The organism is Eubacterium ramulus (assembly GCF_045002895.1).
GTDB lineage: Bacteria > Bacillota > Clostridia > Lachnospirales > Lachnospiraceae > Eubacterium_I > Eubacterium_I ramulus.
Window position 1 is genome coordinate 498,909 of sequence record NZ_CP173382.1, and the last position, 18,284, is coordinate 517,192.

Genomic DNA, 18,284 nt, shown 5'->3' on the forward strand with positions numbered 1-18,284 from the left:
TTTCTTTTTTGTTTCTAGAAGAGTGTAGCACCACAGGTTAAAAAAAACAACGTGGAAAAATCTTAAATTTGTGTAAAAAAATCAAAATAAGGAAAGATTTCAGCGATGTGCTCCGAAAACAGGGAAATAGTGGATAACAAAGAGAATAGTTACTATGAAAATGATAGGAATTGTATGGTATGAAAGTCTTTCACGATAATGAGAAATTAATCCGTTTTTCAAATAGAAACATTCACGTTACAATAGAATCAATCCAGTTGGCCAACGGAAATATAGGAACAATCACGAATCAATCAGATAATCAAAAGGAGAAGACAAGATGATTAAGAAGACAATTGACACAGTATTGAATGTTCGTCCAATTTTTGTGGGAATCCAGCACTTATATTTTTATGAGGGACCATGTCGCTTTGGGGAAGGCGATGAGCTGATGCCGGAATATGATGCTATGATGAATCAGGAAATGAATGCCGCATATGTAAATGAAGTAGTACAACATGAGACGGAAGGTGTTCATATTATGGATCCGATCTATGTAGAGCGTGATGACTGGTTCAGAAGCCCGGAAGCAATGTATGAGAAGATGGCAGAAGATATTGATAAAGTTGATTTTTATCTGTTTCATTTTGGTATCGGACGTGGTGATATTTATCTTGAGTTTGCAGAGCGTTATAAAAAACCGGTAGGTGCTGCACCGGGACTGTGCTGTGATGGAATCGGAAATACGGCAGCGGTAAAGAACAGAGGACTTGAAGCGTATGCATTTATGTCATGGGATGAGTTTGATACATGGATGAGAGTTCTGCGTGTTCGTAAATGCCTGAAAAACACCCGTGTCCTTCTGGCAGTAAGATGGGATTCCAACCGTTCTTACAGTTCTTATGATAACTTTATTAATCAGAGTGATGTAACGAATAAATGGGGCATTCAGTTCCGTCATGTAAATGTTCATGAACTGTTGGATCAGACACATCCGGTAGATCCGACCACAAACCCGTCCACACCGGGCAGGAAGGCATTGAATATCAACGATGAAGATATGAAGGAAATTGAGAAGATCACAGACGAACTGATTGCAAATGCAGAAGCCTGTACGATGGAGCCGGATATGGTTAAAAAGACGATTCAGGCATACTATACGGTACAGAAACTGCTGGATGCGTATGACTGTAATGCATTTACGGCACCATGTCCTGATTTGTGCTCCACACGCAGATTCTCTGAAGAAAAATTCACGTTATGTATGACACATTCCCTGAATGATGAAAATGGTATTTCTTCAGCCTGTGAATATGATATCAATTCCGTGATCGGAAAAGTTATTATGACAAATCTTTCCGGAAAAGCACCATATATGGGAAATACAAATGCGATTGTTTTTGATAAAGAAGGCCATATGATTCCATTCCACAAGTTCAATGACAATACCATTGAAGATATTGCAGATAAGACAAACCTTTATATGACGTTCCACTCTACACCGAACAGAAATCTGAAAGGTCTGAAAGCAGAGAAAGAGAGATATCGTCTGGCACCGTTTGCATACAGCGGATTTGGCGCAACCATCCGTTATGATTTTGCACAGGATATCGGACAGGTGATCACTATGATCCGTATTTCACCGGATGCGACGAAGATTTTTATTGCAAAGGGAACTATCTCAGGCGGAGCTGGATATGAGATGAAGAATTGTGATCAGGGTGTATTTTTCAATGTAGCTGATAAGGTAGATTTCTACCACAAACAGCAGTATTTTGGAAACCATACGGTACTTGCATATGGTGATTATGTGGAAGAACTGAAAATGCTTGCAGAAGCACTTGGCATTGAAGCAGTTATTGCATAAAAGTAGAAGGAGACAATCTTGGATTTTTCACAGATAAAGAATCATCTGATCAGTCACAGAGAACATGCGCAGCACCAGATAGATTATATCAAGGCGCATCGTCATATGGAGGAAGACGAATTACATACCTATATTTATGATTATGTCCTGTATAAATATAATCTGTTTGGTGAAGTGGCGGATGTTTATGTATTGGACGATCTGGCAGAACTGAGTGTTGCAAAAGCAATCAAACTCAGTAAGGAACAGGCCATAGCCTATGATAATAAGGCGTCCTGTGACGGTGCCACTTCAGCAATGAATAAAAAAGTATTATTGCTGATGGCAATCCAGAAAGAATTGAATATTAAGTTTCCCTTGGATGAGGTCGTCCAGATCAAGGATACAAAAAAACTTACCTCTGTTGTATACCGGCAGCTGAATGGAAAAATGGCTGACTGATCGGGATAGAAAAAGAAACCTGAAATGATGGACCATTGTATCGGACAGTACAATGGAAGAAAAATAGGAGGAATTGGTTATGAATTGGGGTGTACTGATCGCAGTACTGATTTATGAAGTGGTATCCATCGTTGGTATCGGTGCCTTTATGGCATACAAAAATAAGAAAAGCGGCGGTGCGGAAAGCGGAAGCTTTGCATTTGCCGGTGGCGGCCTTCCGGCTTCTCTGGTAGGTATCACACTTGCCCTGACGCTGCTCGGTTCCGCACACAACTGGGGAACCTGTCAGAATGCAGCATCTATGGGAGTTATCGCTGCATGGTTTGGTATCGCATGTGTAATTATGATGGTAGTCATCACACAGATCACCGGTCCATGGATTCGCAGAACCGGAGCGAAAACCATCGGTGATTTTCTGAACAAAGTATTTGGTAAAGTACCTGGAACGATGATTTCCTGTGTAAACGCAGCATTAAGTATCGCAATGGTCTGTCTGGAAGTCGAGACCATCGCCATCACACTTTCCTTCCTGACAGGATGGTCTTATATGATCAGTGCCATCGTCGGCGGTATCCTGGCCATGCTCTATGTATTACTGGCAGGTATGAAAGAGATTGCTTGGCTGAACCTGTTAAATGCCATTTTAATGTACGCAGCTCTGATCGTCGTATTCATCTGTCTGTGCTTCAAACTCCCGGGTGGCTGGGATCAGGTAGAAGCAACCATGACAGCAAGTGCTGACACATCCTGGATGACAAGCATCTTCGGAAACAAAGCACTGATCATCGGATTTGCAATTCCGTCCGCACTTGGTGCTACCATGTTCCATGGTATGGCACAGACCGGTTATCAGCCGGTAGCAACCGCAAAAAACAATCATGAAGTAAAAAAATCCCTCTGGTTTGCAGGCCCGATCAACGGTTTATTCTGTATCATCCCGGCTCTCATCGGTGTAGCTGCTTTCTCTATCCTGGCATACAGAAACGCAGGTTCCATGATGATGACACCGGCCATGCTGCTGGATCTGCTGCCGAAGCCGGTCATCGCATTACTGGCTGCAGGATTTTTGGGTGTAGACCTTTCTTCCTTCGCTGTTATGGCACTGGCACCGGCTACCCTGATCTCACATGATATGTACACACTGTACAAACCAAATGCAACAGAAAAACAGAAATTCACCTTATCACGCGTGATCATCATCATCATCGGTATCGTAAGTATTGCCATCTGTAACTTCCAGCCGGCAGTTGTAGACATGGTAAACTGGTGCTTCTCCTTCGGAATCCCGGTATTTATCATGGGCGTGATCGGACTTTGGTGGAAACGAAGCACAAAGGCTTCTGTCATTACATTTATCATCACATGGATCGTTGTATGTATCTGGTCCACCTTCGGATTACAGAATGCACTCGGATGGGCCAACTTCCATGTAAACTACATCTCACTGATCGTTGCTCTGATCGTTGGTGTGATCTCAACCGCCGTATTACCGGGCAAAAAAGGATTGTTTGCCGGTAAACGCGCATAAAGGAGGAAGATATTATGCATATGTGTGTGACAACAATTCTGTATACTGCCATAATGGTATTTGCAATAACCGGTATCGGCTTTGCCATTGGTAAACTCAACAAATTTGGTGACAGCGATGAACTGGTTAACCTGGATGACAAATAGGGGGGAAGACAAAATGACTACAACACAGATCTGGATGTTATGTTTTGTCGGAGTTATGGTTCTGCTGATGATCCTGTCAGCTGTGTGGAATCAGATGGGAAAGAAAAACAGGGAAGAGCAGTAACCCCGGTGTAGCAGAACTACGAAAAACAGCAAATGATATAGGAAATACAAATAGAACAAACAGAATAGTAGATTTCAAGTCGAACGCACGTGAGACTTGGTGTGTGATTCTGGTCAGCGAAAGCTGACATATTCTTCTCAGAATCACTGCACTCTACACTAATAAGAAACTACACTAATAAAAAACTACACTAATAAGAAACAGGAGGATTTTTTCATGAAACGTGGTATTGATATTAAATTAAATGTAAGACCGATTTTCCTTTCACTGGTACACCAGACCGTATTTGAGGGTCCATGTCGTTTCGGACATGATGAGGAACTGGAAATGGCTTACGACCAGATGGTAGAGGCAGAGTTATTTGAACAGTACAAAAAAGACCTGAAAAAATATATCACAGATCCGCAGATCAACGTAATGGAGTGCATTTACATAGAACGTCATGAGGATTTCATGAGTCCGGAATCCATGTTTGAAGCTATGACCGTGGATAATGACGAGGTAGATCTGTATTTGTTTAATACAGAAATCGGACGTACCGATATTACGACAGAATTTGCACAGCGTTATAAAAAACCAATCGCTATTATGCCGTACAATTGCTGCTGTCTGGCAGACTGTGTACCGCCGCTGATCGCAAGAGGTCTGGAGGCATATGGTTTTTATGACTGGGATGATGCAAACAAGACTATGCGTGCCATGCGTGTACGCAAAGTGCTGAGAAACATGAATGTGCTGGTAACACCGAGATATAATGCGAATAAATCTTTCTCTTCTGAGTCCAGCTTTAACTCACTGGCACAGGTTACTGATAAATTCGGCATCAAATTCCGTGTGTTGAACGTACATGAATTTATCGAGACCACACATGTCGTGGATCCGACCACGAATAGTACGGTTCCCGGCAGAAATATCAACAACCTGGATGAGGCAGATATGGTAGAAATCGAGCGTATCACAGATGAGCTGATCGCCGGTGCAAATAAAGTCGGCATGGAACGTGATATGATCATCAAATCCGTAAAATTATGGTACAATGCGCAGAAACAGATGAAATTGTATGACTGCAACGCGTTCAGTATGCCATGTCCGGATGCCTGTGCAACCAGACGTCTGAATCAGGAGCAGTTTACCGCATGTTTATGCCATTCCCTGAACAACGAGATGGGTATCCCGTCTGCTTGTGAGTACGATATCGGAGCAGTTGTTGTCATGATGATTCTGTCCAACTTATCCAATTCCGCAGCTTATATGGGAAATACAAACCCGATCTTCTATGATGAAAATGGAGATGCAATTCCGGAGCGTGTTATTACAGCAGAGAACCTGAAAGATATCAAAAATGTACCGAATCTGTATTACACCTTCCATTCCACACCGAACAGAAAACTCAAAGGCTTTGACCAGCCGTATGAGGAGTATGGTATCCAGCCGTTCGCATACAGCGGATGGGGTGCAACCCTGCGATATGATTTTGCGAAAGATGCCGGTCAGGTAATTACAATGGCACGTATCTCTCCGGATTGCAGCCATATGATGATTGCAAAAGGAACGATTGTAGGAGGTGGCGGCGTAGACAGCCAGAACTGTTCCCTGAGTGTAATCTTTACTGTAGACAATCAAAAAGATTTCTTTAAGAAACAGGTTCGTTACGGTGGAAACCATATGCCGCTTGTATACGGTGATTATACAGAAGAACTGGAAATGCTGGCAGAAATGCTTGGTCTGGAAGTAGTAAGAGCATAGAAACTGTGTCTGTAAGATAAATTCAAGTCGAACAGGACGCAAAGCGACTGTAGATGAGCTACCAGAATTAAAAAAACTAGTAGCAAAAAAGAAACAGGATGGTATAATAGATTTTGTAAAGATCATACATGTGTGGAGGAGATCAGAGGATCTCCTCCATGCTTGCTTTTAATGAAAAAAATACTATACAAATAGGAAAACTGGAAAACTAGAATGGACGGTAAAGATATAGAAGGAAGAGTCGATAGGATGCAAGCACAGATCAGAAATGATTTTCCAATCTTGGAACAGAAGATAAATAATAATCCGCTGATTTATTTTGACAACGGAGCGACCACACAGATGCCAAACTGTGTTCTGGAATGCCTGAACCGGCATTATATGCAGGATAATGCGAATGTGCACCGGGGAATCCATACACTAAGTGAAAGGTCCACATGTGCCATGGAAGATGCCAGAAAGACAGTGGCTGATTTTATCGGGTGTGACGATCCGATGCAGATCATATTTACCAGAGGAGCTACGGACAGTCTGAACCAGGTGGCGTTCGGTTATGCGGCGCAGTATATGCAAAAAGGCAGGAAGGTGATCGTGACAGAGTTCGAACATCATTCCAATTTTGTCCCGTGGCAGCAGGCAGCGAAACGGACCGGTGCAGAGTTTGTGGTGATACCGATGCGAGAAGATGGCAGACTAGATATAGAAGCATTGGAACGGGAACTGGACGAGTCCGTGGTGATCGTTTCGGTGACTGCAATCTCCAATGTGACAGGAACGGTACTTCCGGTGCGTGAGATCATTCAGAAAGCACATCAGTACAATGTCCCGGTGTGTGTCGATGCTTCCCAGGCAATCCGGCACGGTCAGATGAATGTGCGGGAACTGGATTGTGATTTTCTGGCCTTTTCCGGACACAAGACCATGGGACCTGCCGGGATCGGTGTTTTATACGGAAAGAAGGAACGACTGGATGTCATGGAACCGCTCTGGTACGGCGGTGGTATGGTGGATGTAGTAGGAAACGAGGATACAAGTTTTACCACGATTCCATATCGTCTGGAGGCCGGTACCCCGAATTATCCTGGAGCTATTGGGCTTGGTCAGGCACTGCATTATTTGCAGGAAATCGGTACAAAAGAGATTGCAGCATGGGAGAAAGAACTGACGGATACGCTGGAACAGAGACTTTCCGAACGGAAATATGTGCACGTACTGGGCGGAAATGTGGAAAAACAGAGTGTGATCTCTGTGGTGGTCGACGGCATTCATCCATACGATATGGCAAGTTTTCTGAATAAATACGGTATTGCGGTACGCAGTGGCAATCACTGTGCACAGCCGATGCTGCGCAGGCTGGGCTATGATTCGGTGATCCGTTTTTCGCCGGCATTTTATAATACAAAAGAAGAAATCGAAGTGATCGGTGACCGCATGGAGAAGATCATTTCGTTTTTGAAAAAATGGTAACATAAATTATGAGAGAGACAAAAGGGAGGAACTGTAATGAAAGATGCTTATATGAACCTGAGTTTTTACCAGATGTGGTACTTTATCCGTACCATTGAGCTTGGAAGTTATTCCAGGGCTTCCCAGGATCTCAACGTAACACAGTCGACATTAAGCAAATGTATTCAAAACATAGAACAGAACCTGAAAATGGAACTGTTTATCAGGGAGAAAAACAATCTGATACCGACAGAAGCTGCAAAAAATCTCTATCAGGTGTGGAAAAAGATGATTGTGGAAATGCAGGAAGCTGTGGAAGATGCACGGCGTTATATGGGTGGACGAAGTGAGAGTTTGAAAATAGGGGTGCTGGATTCCCACAAGTCAGAATCTTATCTGTGGGAGTATGTAGAAGCATTTCATGATCTGTATCCGGATATTTCGCTGGCAGTTGAGTCAGAACGGCCGGAAGTATTGCACAAAAAATTGATGGAAAATGAACTGGATGTTATTTTTACCGTGCGCTATGATATGGAAACAATTTCCTGGACCGGACATCATATGGAACTGGTGAAAGAGACACCATTTACCGTCTGTATGAGAGCGGACAATCCGCTGGTGGACAAACAGGTGTGGGAAGTCAAAGATTTAAAAGAGTGTAATCTGGTTATGATTTCAGCATTGCATCTGCCAAGTTATAACAGTATGATTGTGGAACTTTGCCTGAAATACGGCTTTTTTCCCAATATTGTCTATAATGCGCAGAATGCAGCATCTCAGATATATAATCTGTTGAAAGAAAACGATGTGTTTATCTGTGATAAATATCACAAAGATTATGGTTCATCTCATGTAATCTCGCGCCCGATAAAAAATACAAAGAGCGGTGTTGTGATGGTATGGAAGAACGAAAGAAAAAAATATCTCTGTCAGTTCATTGATGTAGTGAGAAACTGCAGACAGCATGAACAACAGGAAAATATTCAGAACGGAAGGATGCCGGAGGAAGAAAAATGAAGACAATAGATGAAATTCAGACAGAGTTTGTAACAGCGTTTAATGAGATTGATGACTGGATGATGCAGTATGAATTTTTACTGCAGGTGGGCGCAGAACTGGAGCCCTATCCGGATAAATGGCGGGATGACAATCATCTGATCCAGGGCTGTCAGTCAAAAGTATGGATTCACTGTGAGGAGCAGGATGGAAGACTGCATATATGGGGTGATTCAGAGGCACTGATCATCAAGGGAATCATTGCAGTTGCCATTGTTATGTTTCAGGATCAGAAAAAGGAAGATATTGCCAGTGCAAAGGTGTGGTATATCGCGGATACAGATTTGAAAAATCAGATCAGCACAGATCGGTTCAACGGTGTGAACAGTGTGATCCGGCATATACAGTCCATTTGAGTGTTAAACAGGATAAGCTAGCAGGAGATCAGCTATGAAAAATGAATATATGAATCTGAGCTTTTATCAGATGTGGTATTTTATCTGTGCGATGGAGCTTGGAAGTTATTCAAAGGCTTCACAGAAATTAAATGTGACACAGTCTGCCATCAGTAAGACAATCCAGAATATCGAACAGAATCTGCAGGTTCAACTGTTCGCGCGGGAAAAAAATATACTGGTTCCGACGGAAGCCGGAAAAAGCCTGTATCGTTCATGGAAAGATGTGATCAGCGCAATGCAGGAATCTGTGGAAGTGGCACGCAGACATATGGGAGGTGATATAAAAAAACTGAACATAGGGGTTTTAGATATTCATAAATCAGAGGCATATCTCTGGGAGTACATGGAAAAATTCAGAGAACAATATCCGGGTGTAGGACTGGATATTGAATCGGAACGTCCGGAAATATTACACAGACAGCTGATGGAAAATGAACTGGATGTTATTTTTACAGTTCGATATGATATGGAACGCAGTGGCCTGGATGGAAACCATGTTGCTTTTATCAAAGAGACACCGTTGACTGTATGTATGCGAACAGATCATCCGCTGCGGGATAAGGATGTATGGACTGTTGAGGATCTGAAGACGAGCAATCTGGTAGTTATTTCTGCCTTGCATCTGCCAAGTTATCAGAGCATGCTTATGGATCTTTGCCGGATGCATGGTTTTTTACCCAATATTGTATACAATGTGAATAATGCTTCGTCTCTGGTATATAATCTGCATGAAAAAAATGATGTGTTTATCTGTGACAGGTACCATAAAGATACAGATTGTCTGCATATTGTAAGCAGACCAATTGCAGATACACATAGTGGTGTGGCTATGGTATGGCGAAAAAATGATAAACAGTATCTGAGGGAATTCCTGAATCTGATTCGGAATGATGAACAAAGATAAGAAAAAATAGAGGGAGAGGAAGTTTTTCGTACTTGCTGTAACAGAAGCGATCGAAATACTAGGATATGAGAAAAAGTCCGTTACATATGCGAGATATTCGTTTTTCAAAAGACAGAAAACCAGCTACAATATAGACATATTAAGTTGGCCGGCTTGATGAGAAGTTTGTATTGTGTCTGAGGAGGAAAACGAAATGATTGCAAAAAATATTGATGTGAAACTGAATGTTCGCCCTATTTATATCGGTTTGGTACATGAATATGCTTATGAGGGACCGTGCCGTTTTGGGGAAGGCGATGCACTGGAAAAAGAATATGATCAGATGGTAAGCCGGGAAACTTATGAAATATTCAAACAGGATGTTTTTTCTCATGTTCCGGCTGGAATAAATATGATGGATCCGATTTATCTGGAAGCTACGGATGAATGGGTAAATTCTGAAAAAATTTATGAAACACTGAGTGCAGAGATTGATAAAATTGATTTGTTTGTATTTAATTTTCAGATTGCAAGAGGGTTTATCTATGTAGAGTTCGCACAGAGATTTCATAAGCCTGTTGCTATGATTCCGCATTCCTGCTGTGAGGAAACCCTGAATACAGCGGCTTTGCATGCAAGAGGACATGAGGCATATGCGTTCTATTCCTGGGCAGATTATGAAGGCTATCTGAGAGCATTAAGAACGCGAAAAGCGTTGCAGAATACAAGAGTGCTGGTTGCATCCAGATTCAGCTCTGTCAAATCCTATGGCGGAACCGACAATTTTGTAAATCTTGAAGAAATAACAAACCGTCTTGGAGTAAAATTCCGTAATATCAGCGTACATGAGCTGCTGGATCAGCTGCATGAAGTTGACCCATATAGTAATCCGACGATTCCGGGCAGAAAAGGTCAGAATATCAATGCTGAGGATACAGCGCTGGCAGAAAAACTGGCAGATGAATTTATTGCAAATGCGGATGAAGTCAGAATGGATCGGGCAGCCATCATAGATACATTTAAAGCATATGTACTGGTTCAGAAACTGATGGATCATTATGAGTGTAATGCATTTACGGCACCATGTCCGGATTTGTGTTCCACCAGAAGACTTTCTGAGGAACGGGTAACATTCTGTCTGACGCATTCTTTAAATATTGAAAATGGAATTCCTTCTGCCTGTGATCTGGATTTTAATTCACTGCTTACGCAGGCGGTATTGGAGAATCTGAGTGGAAAATCCGTTTATATGGGAAATGCCAATGTCTGTTCTTTAGAAGATGGAAAATTGCCGACGATTTTCGGTGATTTTGATGATGCTCATATTGATCATTTGGATGATAAAACGAATCTGTACAGTATTTTCCATGCAACACCAACACGAAAATTTGATGGATTTGAACAGCCGTTGAAGAAATATTCTGTAGATTCTTTTGCATACAGTGGATTTGGTGCGACAGTACGTTATGATTTTATGCAGGATGAAGGACAGGAAATCACAGTATGCAGAATTGATCCGACAGGTACAAAGATGCTGGCTGCAAAAGGAACCATTGTTGCTTCGGCCGGATATGATGGAAAGAGCTGTGGACAAGGCTTATTCTTCCGGGTAGCAGATAACAAAGATCTGTTCTATAAACAGTGCGAATTTGGTTGTCATCTGACTCTGGTGTATGGTGATTATATCGAAGACCTGAAGAAGTTTGGAAAAGTAACAGGAATTGAGATTGTGACAGCATAGAATACAACTGTATGAGAAATATGATGCTTTTTCAGGTATAAAAAACAGTTCATAATATTGGTTAAAAATATATAGAAAAAATGCGGCATGTGCTTTGGGAACATGCCGCATTTTTTGAGTATCGGAGTGACAAGATTTGAACTTGCGATCTCTCGCCCCCCAGACGAGCGCTTTACCAGACTAAGCCACACCCCGACATTATTTTTTCACAGGGCTAAAAACCTTGTGAGCAAACTGTAAAAATTATTTTATCATAAAAAAGATATGCTTGCAAAGCTTTTTTTCAGAAGTTATACTTAGTGTATACACAAAGAGATGTATATATGGCATATACACGTGGTTTTAACGGAAAAAAGATGGGAAAGCAGGTAAGTCTTTTGCATTATCATAACGATACAGGTACTGGGGAGGAAATTGCATGGATGAACAGTTTTTATCTCCGCTGAAAGTGGCGGAAATTTTACAGGTAAAGAAGAATACCGTTTATGAAATGATCAAGCGTGGGGATCTGAAAGCTACGAAAATGGGAAAACAGTTCCGGATCGCACGGAAGGATGTCTATGAATATATGGGAGTGATGCCGGAAACGGAGTCTCCGGAGAATATCGTAATCTGCGGACAGGATCAGCTGTTGGATGTGCTCTGTGCTCTGTATAACAGTCAAAGTGACGGACATACGCAGGTGTACCGTTCTCCGATGGGAAGTTACAGCGGTCTGTACCGGATGTATCAGAATGAAAATTATGTGGCTACCTGCCATATGTGGGACGGGGCGACAGATACCTATAATCTGCCGTATATAGAGCGGATGCTGCCGGGAGAACAGGTGGCAGTGTTTCATTTGTTGAAACGCTGGCAGGGATTTTATGTAAAGGAAGGAAATCCGAAAAATATTCAGAAATTTGAGGATCTGCTCAGAGAGGATGTGCGGATGATCAACCGGGAAAAGGGAAGTGGGATCCGTATCTTTATTGATGAAATGTGCAAAAAGCTGGATATTGATCCGGATCGTATTCACGGATATGAAGATATTGCATCTTCTCATCTGATCGCAGCTACCAATGTGCTGCGGGGAACGGCAGATGTGGCGATCGGAAACGAAAAATCAGCCCGGCAGATGGAAGGCATCCAATTTCTTCCATTGAAGCAGGAGAGTTATGATATCGTATTTCGGAAAAAGGATTTGAAACGAAAAGAATTTCAAAATCTCCTGAATATCATCGGATCAGAGGAGTTTCAGAAAGAAGCAGAAATGATGTCTGGCTATGATATCAGTGATATGGGAAAACAGCTCTACTAGATAGGGCTGTTTTTTATTTGATAGAAAATTACGTTCTTGTGAAAATGCAATGGTATACCACATAAATACCAATAATATACTTGACAAACAAAATGAATTATAGTATAACAAAAATATATAAAACATGACAAAACATGACAAAAATGAAAAGAAACAGGAGAAAAGTGAAATGAAAAAGAAAGTGCTAAGCTTAATACTGGCAGGTGTTATGGTTCTTTCCATGACAGCATGCGGTAGTCAGAACACAGATCAGGGAGCAGCAAATGACACATCTGCGAAAGCAGAGCAGAGCGACAGCTCCGAGGCAGCTAAGGAGAATTCTGATTCAGAGGAGCTTGAAAGCACACAGATTACGGTATTTGCAGCAGCAAGTCTGGAGAATGCTTTAAACGAAGTGATTAAAAAATACAATGAGACTCAGCCGAACGTAACAATCATACCGAGTTATGACAGTTCAGGAACATTGCTTGCACAGATTGAGGAAGGTGCAGCTTGTGATGTATTCTTCTCTGCAGCCCAGAAGCAGATGGATACGTTACAGAACGATGATCAGCTGGTAGTGGACGGAACCCGTCATAACGTAGTAAACAACCAGGTTGTAGTAATCACATACAAAGGAAGCGGCACAGCAGTTACAGGTCTTGAGAACCTGAAAGATGCGAAGAGCATCGCAATGGCAGACGGAAGTGTTCCGGTTGGTAAATACACACGTCAGGCCATGGTAAATGCCGGAATGCTGGATGCGGTAGATGATGTATCTACAATACCGACAGATGTGATCTCCCAGGCTTTGGACGGAGTTGAAATCAATGAGTGCGGTAACGTAAGTGTTGTTAAGACTCAGGTGGCAGAAGGATCTAACGAAGTAGGTACAGTATATTATTCTGATACATACGGACTGGAAGATAAGCTGGACATCCTTCAGGTCATCAGCTATGATCTGACAGGTAATGTTATTTATCCGATCGCTCAGGTTAAGAATGACGAGGCTGATGAGTTAGAACAGAAAGCAGCCCTGGATTTTGTAAACTTCGTAAAATCTGATGCGGCAAAAGCTATTTTTGACAGCTACTATTTTGATACAAACGTAGAAGACTAAGCCGATAAACTATGATACTTCCTGGAAATGATATTGATTACCATCAGTATTTTTTCGGTATAATTTCAAAATTCATAGAAGTTCAGATGAAACCTGGACAGAGTATGTCCGGGTTTTATCTGTAACATCTGGATAGATACCAGGTAAAAGAATGTGGATTTATATGGATGTGGAAGGAAGGACTGGGAGAATTTGTATATGGATACAATTATGGAAATTGTGAAGAATCTGGATTGGACACCGTTGTTCATTTCCTTTAAGACAGGAATTGTAGCAACGGTTATTTCCTTTTTCCTGGGATTATTTGCAGCACGAAAAGTGATACATGCGGGAGAACGTGTCAAAGCTATTGCGGATGGCTTCCTGACATTGCCGATGGTGCTGCCGCCGACGGTTGCCGGATTTTTTCTGCTTTTATTATTCAGTAAGCGCCGCCCGATCGGTATGTTTTTGTTTGAGCAGTTCGGCATTAAGGTGGTACAGACCTGGCTTGGATGTATCATTGCGGCAACGGTGATCTCTTTCCCGCTGATGTACCGGAATGCGCGGGCGTCCTTTGAACAGCTGGACGCAAACCTGATCTATGCGGCCAGGACGCTTGGAATGTCTGAAATGCAGATCTTCTGGAAGATTGCAGTGCCGAATGCGGGTCCCGGTATCATCGCAGGAACAATACTGACCTTTGCGCGGGCTCTTGGAGAGTATGGTGCGACTTCTATGCTGGCAGGTAATATCCCCGGTAAGACATCGACGATTTCGCAGAAAATCGCCATGGTTATTCAGGATGGTGACTATCTGACAGCAGGTGTGTGGGTTATCATCATTCTTGCAATTGCTTTCTGCATCATCGTGGCAATGAACCTGGTGGCAGGTAAAAATATGAAGAATACGCAGAGCTGGTAGGGTACTCACGTGAGTTCGACTTAAACATAGAAGAAAAGCGGATTGCGAATGTCCGCTTTACTCAATATGTGTGTGGGAAAAGGAATATTATGGCAATAGAAGTAGCAATCAAAAAGAAAATCGGCAATTTTTGTCTGGATGTTGCGTTTTCGGCAGGCGAGGAAATGTTTGCTCTGCTTGGTGCTTCCGGATGTGGCAAAAGTATGACATTGAAATGCATTGCCGGAATTGAGACCCCGGATGAGGGGAAAATTATATTAAATGGTCGCACATTATTCGATTCTGAGAAAAAAATCAATTTGATTCCGCAGAAAAGAAAGGTTGGATATATGTTTCAGGATTATGCCCTGTTTCCTAATATGACCGTTGAGAAAAATATCATGGCGGGCATGGGAAGAAAACCGCAAAAGGAAATCGTGCAGGATTATATCCGCCGTTTCCGTTTGGAAGGACTGGAGCATCATCTTCCGCGGCAGCTTTCCGGGGGCCAGAAACAGCGTGTGGCGCTGGCCCGTATGATGGCATCACAGCCGGAGATTCTGCTGTTGGATGAACCATTGTCGGCATTGGACAGTTTTCTGAAATGGCAGGTGGAAGAGGAACTGCAGGATCTGCTTTCCGAGATTGGGAAAACTGTACTTTTTGTGTCACACAGCCGTGATGAGGTGTATCATCTCTGTGATCGCATCTGCGTGCTGGATAAGGGACATATTGAGACTGTGCAGGAGAAGAAAGAGTTTTTTGCAAATCCGGTGACCAGGGCAGCTGCCCGTATTTCCGGCTGCCGCAATATCGTACCGGCAAAACGGCTGTCAGAGCATCAATTGGATGTTCCGGATTGGGGAATCTGCTTTGAACTGGAAAAAGAAATTCCGGAAAATACGACATTTGTGGGCGTGCGCGCACATTATATCGACGTGTCTACGGATCTGGCAGAAGCAAAGAACAGTTCTGTCATGCAGACCGATCGTCTGCTGGAGCAGCAGTTTGAGTCAGAACTGGTACTGAAATACAGCACAGAGACGATGTCATTGCGAATCCTGATGGATAAAGAAAAGGCAGAACAGTTTGCACAGCATGAACAATTACGCATTACAATACCGGAACATGCGTTGCTGCTGTTACATGCATAAAAAACTTCATTTGGCTTTATATCCTTAAAAAGTCTTTACAAGCAACACTTTAGTGTGATACAGTGTATAAAACTGTAAAAGGAAGTAAAAAGTGATGATGAAAGCATGGGAAAAGAATATTCGCAAAGTCGTTCCGTATGTTCCTGGCGAACAGCCAAATAAGGAGCGTATGATTAAATTAAATACAAATGAAAATCCATATCCACCGGCTCCCGGCGTGGCAGAAGCTTTAAAAAATCTGGATCCTGACCGTCTGAGACTGTATCCGGATCCGGCCTGTACCCGCCTGGTGGATGCGATTGCAAAGCAGAAAGGTTTAAAACCGGAGCAGATATTTGTCGGTGTTGGTTCCGATGATGTTCTCGCCATGTGTTTTATGACCTTTTTTAATAGTGAAAAACCAATCCTGTTTCCGGATATTACCTATTCTTTTTACGATGTTTGGGCGGAGGAATTTCGTATTCCGTATGAGACACAGCCGCTGGATGATGATTTCAATATCCGAAAAGAGGATTATTATAAAGAAAACGGTGGTGTGATTTTTCCAAATCCGAACGCACCGACTGGGGTGGAAGCATCCCAGGAGATGATTGAGGATATTTTGCAGCACAATCAGGATGTTATCGTGATCATTGATGAGGCATATGTGGATTTTGGGGCCAGGACAGCCCAGCCGTTACTTGAAAAATATGATAATCTGATCGTAGTGCAGACATTTTCAAAATCACGTTCCATGGCGGGAATGCGCATTGGATATGCCATGGCATCACCGGAACTGATCAAATATCTGAATGATGTAAAATATTCCTTCAATTCCTATACAATGGATCAGACGGCATTGGATCTCGGTGTGGCATCCATCGAAGATCAGGCATATTTTGAGGAAACTTTACATAAGATCATTCAGACAAGGGAACGTGTAAAACTACGGTTGACAGAACTTGGATTTACGTTCCGTGATTCCAGAAGCAATTTTATTTTTGCATCTCACAAAAGCTGTCCGGCAGAGGAATTATTTGAAAAATTAAAAGAAAAAGATATTTATGTCCGTTATTTTAATAAACCGCGTATTCATAATTATCTGCGTATCACAATCGGAACAGATGCTGAGATGGACGAGTTCCTGTCGGAAGTAGAGAATTATCTGAAGGAATCCGGCAGATTATAAGTGCATTGTGCATAGGATGCAAACATGGGAATCTCAACTCTGACTGAGAGAAAAAATGATTTTAGGAGGATTATATGGAAAGTCTGGTAACCTGGTTTACAAGTACCTTAGGTGCACATATTTCAAGGGAAGCAATTGTGTTTATTATTTCACTGTTTCCGATTCTGGAACTGCGAGGAGGTATTCTGGCATCATCGTTACTTGATGTTACGATGTGGAAAGGAATCCTGATCAGCGCGGTAGGAAATATTCTTCCGATTCCGTTTATTTTATTTTTTATCAAAAAAATATTTACAGCAATGAAGAAAACAAAGTTGTTGCGGCCACTGGTTGAGAAGATGGAAAACAAAGCAATGAAAAAGCGTGACCAGATTGAAAAATATGAATTCTGGGGACTGGTTTTATTTGTTGGCATTCCGCTTCCGGGAACCGGTGCATGGACCGGCGCACTGGTGGCATCGCTGATCGATATGGATATCAAGAAAGCTTTCAAGGCGATTTTGCTTGGAATCTGTCTTGCAGCCGTGATCATGACACTGATTTCTTATGGTGTACTTGGACATATCATCAGATAATGAAAAATGATGAAGAAGCAGAGTGTTTTGCCTGCCCGATAACGACAGACATAATAATATAGCGTAAGAGGGGGACTTTACGATGGAAACAATGGAAGCAAGAATGGTAAAACTGTATGCAAGAAACAACAATCACGTAGCGTTGCATGCCATTCCGGGACATTTTGCTACAAGCCACTCACATATCAACTTTTATATTGATATGACGAGCCTGAAAACCCGTGCCAATGAGGCACAGGAAGTTGCAAAAAGTCTGGCAGGAGATTATGTGAACTCTACTGTGGTGGATACGATCGTCTGCATGGACGGCACGGAAGTTGTTGGTGCTTATCTGGCACAGGAGTTTGAAAAACGCGGTTTTCGCAACACGAACCTGCATGATACGATTTATGTGGTCACACCGGAGTATAATGCGAACAATCAGCTGATTTTCCGTGACAATACGATTCCTGCCATCAAAGGAAAAAATGTGATTTTGCTGCTGGCAACTACAACGACGGGACTGACTGTGCGGCGCAGTCTGGAGTGCGTGCAGTATTATGGCGGAACTGTTCATGGCATTTCTTCCATCTTCAGTACCGTGAAGAAAGTTGGCGGCATGGAAGTGCATTCTGTATTCAATGCGGATGATGTGCCGGGCTATCAGGCGTTTGGCCGAGATGAATGTCCGTATTGCAAAAAAGGATTTGCGATTGAAGCTATGGTAAACGGATTTGGGTATTCGCAATTATAAAAAACTTGACAAGGCAAA

Annotated in this window: 18 protein-coding genes and 1 tRNA gene; 18 read left to right on the forward strand and 1 reads right to left on the reverse strand. The window is 42.4% G+C overall.

The window, feature by feature from the left end; all coding sequences use genetic code 11:
• Positions 1–319 precede the first annotated feature (319 nt).
• The 10 genes from ACIRUQ_RS02305 to ACIRUQ_RS02350 all read left to right on the forward strand — a co-directional run bounded on the left by ACIRUQ_RS02305 (position 320) and on the right by ACIRUQ_RS02350 (position 11,355).
• Positions 320–1,846 carry a hypothetical protein gene (locus ACIRUQ_RS02305; RefSeq protein WP_021739647.1) on the forward strand — a complete coding sequence of 509 codons (1,527 nt, stop codon included), beginning with the start codon at positions 320–322 and terminating at the stop codon, positions 1,844–1,846.
• Positions 1,847–1,864: 18 nt separating this feature from the next.
• A complete protein-coding gene (locus ACIRUQ_RS02310) occupies positions 1,865–2,287 on the forward strand; it encodes a hypothetical protein (RefSeq protein ID WP_055291167.1) in 423 nt (140 codons plus the stop codon).
• A gap of 79 nt (positions 2,288–2,366) precedes the next feature.
• Positions 2,367–3,815 carry a sodium:solute symporter gene (locus tag ACIRUQ_RS02315; RefSeq protein ID WP_404856525.1) on the forward strand — a complete coding sequence of 483 codons (1,449 nt, stop codon included), beginning with the start codon at positions 2,367–2,369 and terminating at the stop codon, positions 3,813–3,815.
• 14 nt (positions 3,816–3,829) lie between these two features.
• The gene (locus ACIRUQ_RS02320; protein WP_021739850.1) at positions 3,830–3,961 is read left to right on the forward strand and encodes a hypothetical protein; all 132 of its coding nucleotides are present in this window, start codon (positions 3,830–3,832) and stop codon (positions 3,959–3,961) included.
• A gap of 340 nt (positions 3,962–4,301) precedes the next feature.
• On the forward strand, positions 4,302–5,831 hold the full coding sequence (locus tag ACIRUQ_RS02325) for a hypothetical protein (RefSeq protein WP_021740821.1): 1,530 nt from the start codon (positions 4,302–4,304) through the stop codon (positions 5,829–5,831).
• 249 nt (positions 5,832–6,080) lie between these two features.
• A complete protein-coding gene (locus tag ACIRUQ_RS02330) occupies positions 6,081–7,298 on the forward strand; it encodes an aminotransferase class V-fold PLP-dependent enzyme (RefSeq protein ID WP_055290611.1) in 1,218 nt (405 codons plus the stop codon).
• A gap of 36 nt (positions 7,299–7,334) precedes the next feature.
• Positions 7,335–8,294: a LysR family transcriptional regulator gene (locus ACIRUQ_RS02335; RefSeq protein WP_021740818.1), complete on the forward strand. Its 960-nt coding sequence runs from the start codon at positions 7,335–7,337 to the stop codon at positions 8,292–8,294.
• A complete protein-coding gene (locus ACIRUQ_RS02340) occupies positions 8,291–8,689 on the forward strand; it encodes a SufE family protein (RefSeq protein WP_070103980.1) in 399 nt (132 codons plus the stop codon). The genes ACIRUQ_RS02335 and ACIRUQ_RS02340 overlap by 4 nt, the downstream gene beginning before the upstream one ends.
• A gap of 34 nt (positions 8,690–8,723) precedes the next feature.
• On the forward strand, positions 8,724–9,635 hold the full coding sequence (locus ACIRUQ_RS02345; protein ID WP_055290610.1) for a LysR family transcriptional regulator: 912 nt from the start codon (positions 8,724–8,726) through the stop codon (positions 9,633–9,635).
• 193 nt (positions 9,636–9,828) lie between these two features.
• Complete coding sequence (locus tag ACIRUQ_RS02350; RefSeq protein ID WP_055290609.1) at positions 9,829–11,355, forward strand: hypothetical protein; 1,527 nt, start codon at positions 9,829–9,831, stop codon at positions 11,353–11,355.
• A gap of 121 nt (positions 11,356–11,476) precedes the next feature.
• On the opposite strand, the gene ACIRUQ_RS02355 is transcribed toward ACIRUQ_RS02350, so the two are convergent.
• Positions 11,477–11,550, reverse strand: a tRNA-Pro gene (locus ACIRUQ_RS02355).
• A gap of 128 nt (positions 11,551–11,678) precedes the next feature.
• On the opposite strand from ACIRUQ_RS02355, the gene ACIRUQ_RS02360 reads away from it, so the two are divergent.
• The 8 genes from ACIRUQ_RS02360 to ACIRUQ_RS02395 all read left to right on the forward strand — a co-directional run bounded on the left by ACIRUQ_RS02360 (position 11,679) and on the right by ACIRUQ_RS02395 (position 18,266).
• Complete coding sequence (locus ACIRUQ_RS02360) at positions 11,679–11,801, forward strand: hypothetical protein (RefSeq protein WP_278493977.1); 123 nt, start codon at positions 11,679–11,681, stop codon at positions 11,799–11,801.
• Positions 11,774–12,655: a helix-turn-helix transcriptional regulator gene (locus ACIRUQ_RS02365; RefSeq protein WP_055290608.1), complete on the forward strand. Its 882-nt coding sequence runs from the start codon at positions 11,774–11,776 to the stop codon at positions 12,653–12,655. The genes ACIRUQ_RS02360 and ACIRUQ_RS02365 overlap by 28 nt, the downstream gene beginning before the upstream one ends.
• Positions 12,656–12,824: 169 nt before the next feature.
• Positions 12,825–13,754, forward strand: a complete 930-nt coding sequence (gene modA / locus ACIRUQ_RS02370) for a molybdate ABC transporter substrate-binding protein (protein WP_055290616.1) — start codon at positions 12,825–12,827, stop codon at positions 13,752–13,754.
• Between the two features lie 198 nt (positions 13,755–13,952).
• The gene (gene modB, locus ACIRUQ_RS02375; RefSeq protein WP_022035568.1) at positions 13,953–14,657 is read left to right on the forward strand and encodes a molybdate ABC transporter permease subunit; all 705 of its coding nucleotides are present in this window, start codon (positions 13,953–13,955) and stop codon (positions 14,655–14,657) included.
• An 89-nt stretch (positions 14,658–14,746) separates the two neighbouring features.
• Entirely contained in the window at positions 14,747–15,790 is a 1,044-nt protein-coding gene (locus tag ACIRUQ_RS02380; RefSeq protein ID WP_055290607.1) for a sulfate/molybdate ABC transporter ATP-binding protein, read from the forward strand.
• A gap of 97 nt (positions 15,791–15,887) precedes the next feature.
• Positions 15,888–16,958 carry a histidinol-phosphate transaminase gene (hisC, locus tag ACIRUQ_RS02385; protein ID WP_044965041.1) on the forward strand — a complete coding sequence of 357 codons (1,071 nt, stop codon included), beginning with the start codon at positions 15,888–15,890 and terminating at the stop codon, positions 16,956–16,958.
• A 74-nt stretch (positions 16,959–17,032) separates the two neighbouring features.
• Positions 17,033–17,533 carry a small multi-drug export protein gene (locus ACIRUQ_RS02390; protein ID WP_021740809.1) on the forward strand — a complete coding sequence of 167 codons (501 nt, stop codon included), beginning with the start codon at positions 17,033–17,035 and terminating at the stop codon, positions 17,531–17,533.
• Between the two features lie 82 nt (positions 17,534–17,615).
• A complete protein-coding gene (locus ACIRUQ_RS02395) occupies positions 17,616–18,266 on the forward strand; it encodes a hypothetical protein (protein WP_021740808.1) in 651 nt (216 codons plus the stop codon).
• Positions 18,267–18,284 lie beyond the last annotated feature (18 nt).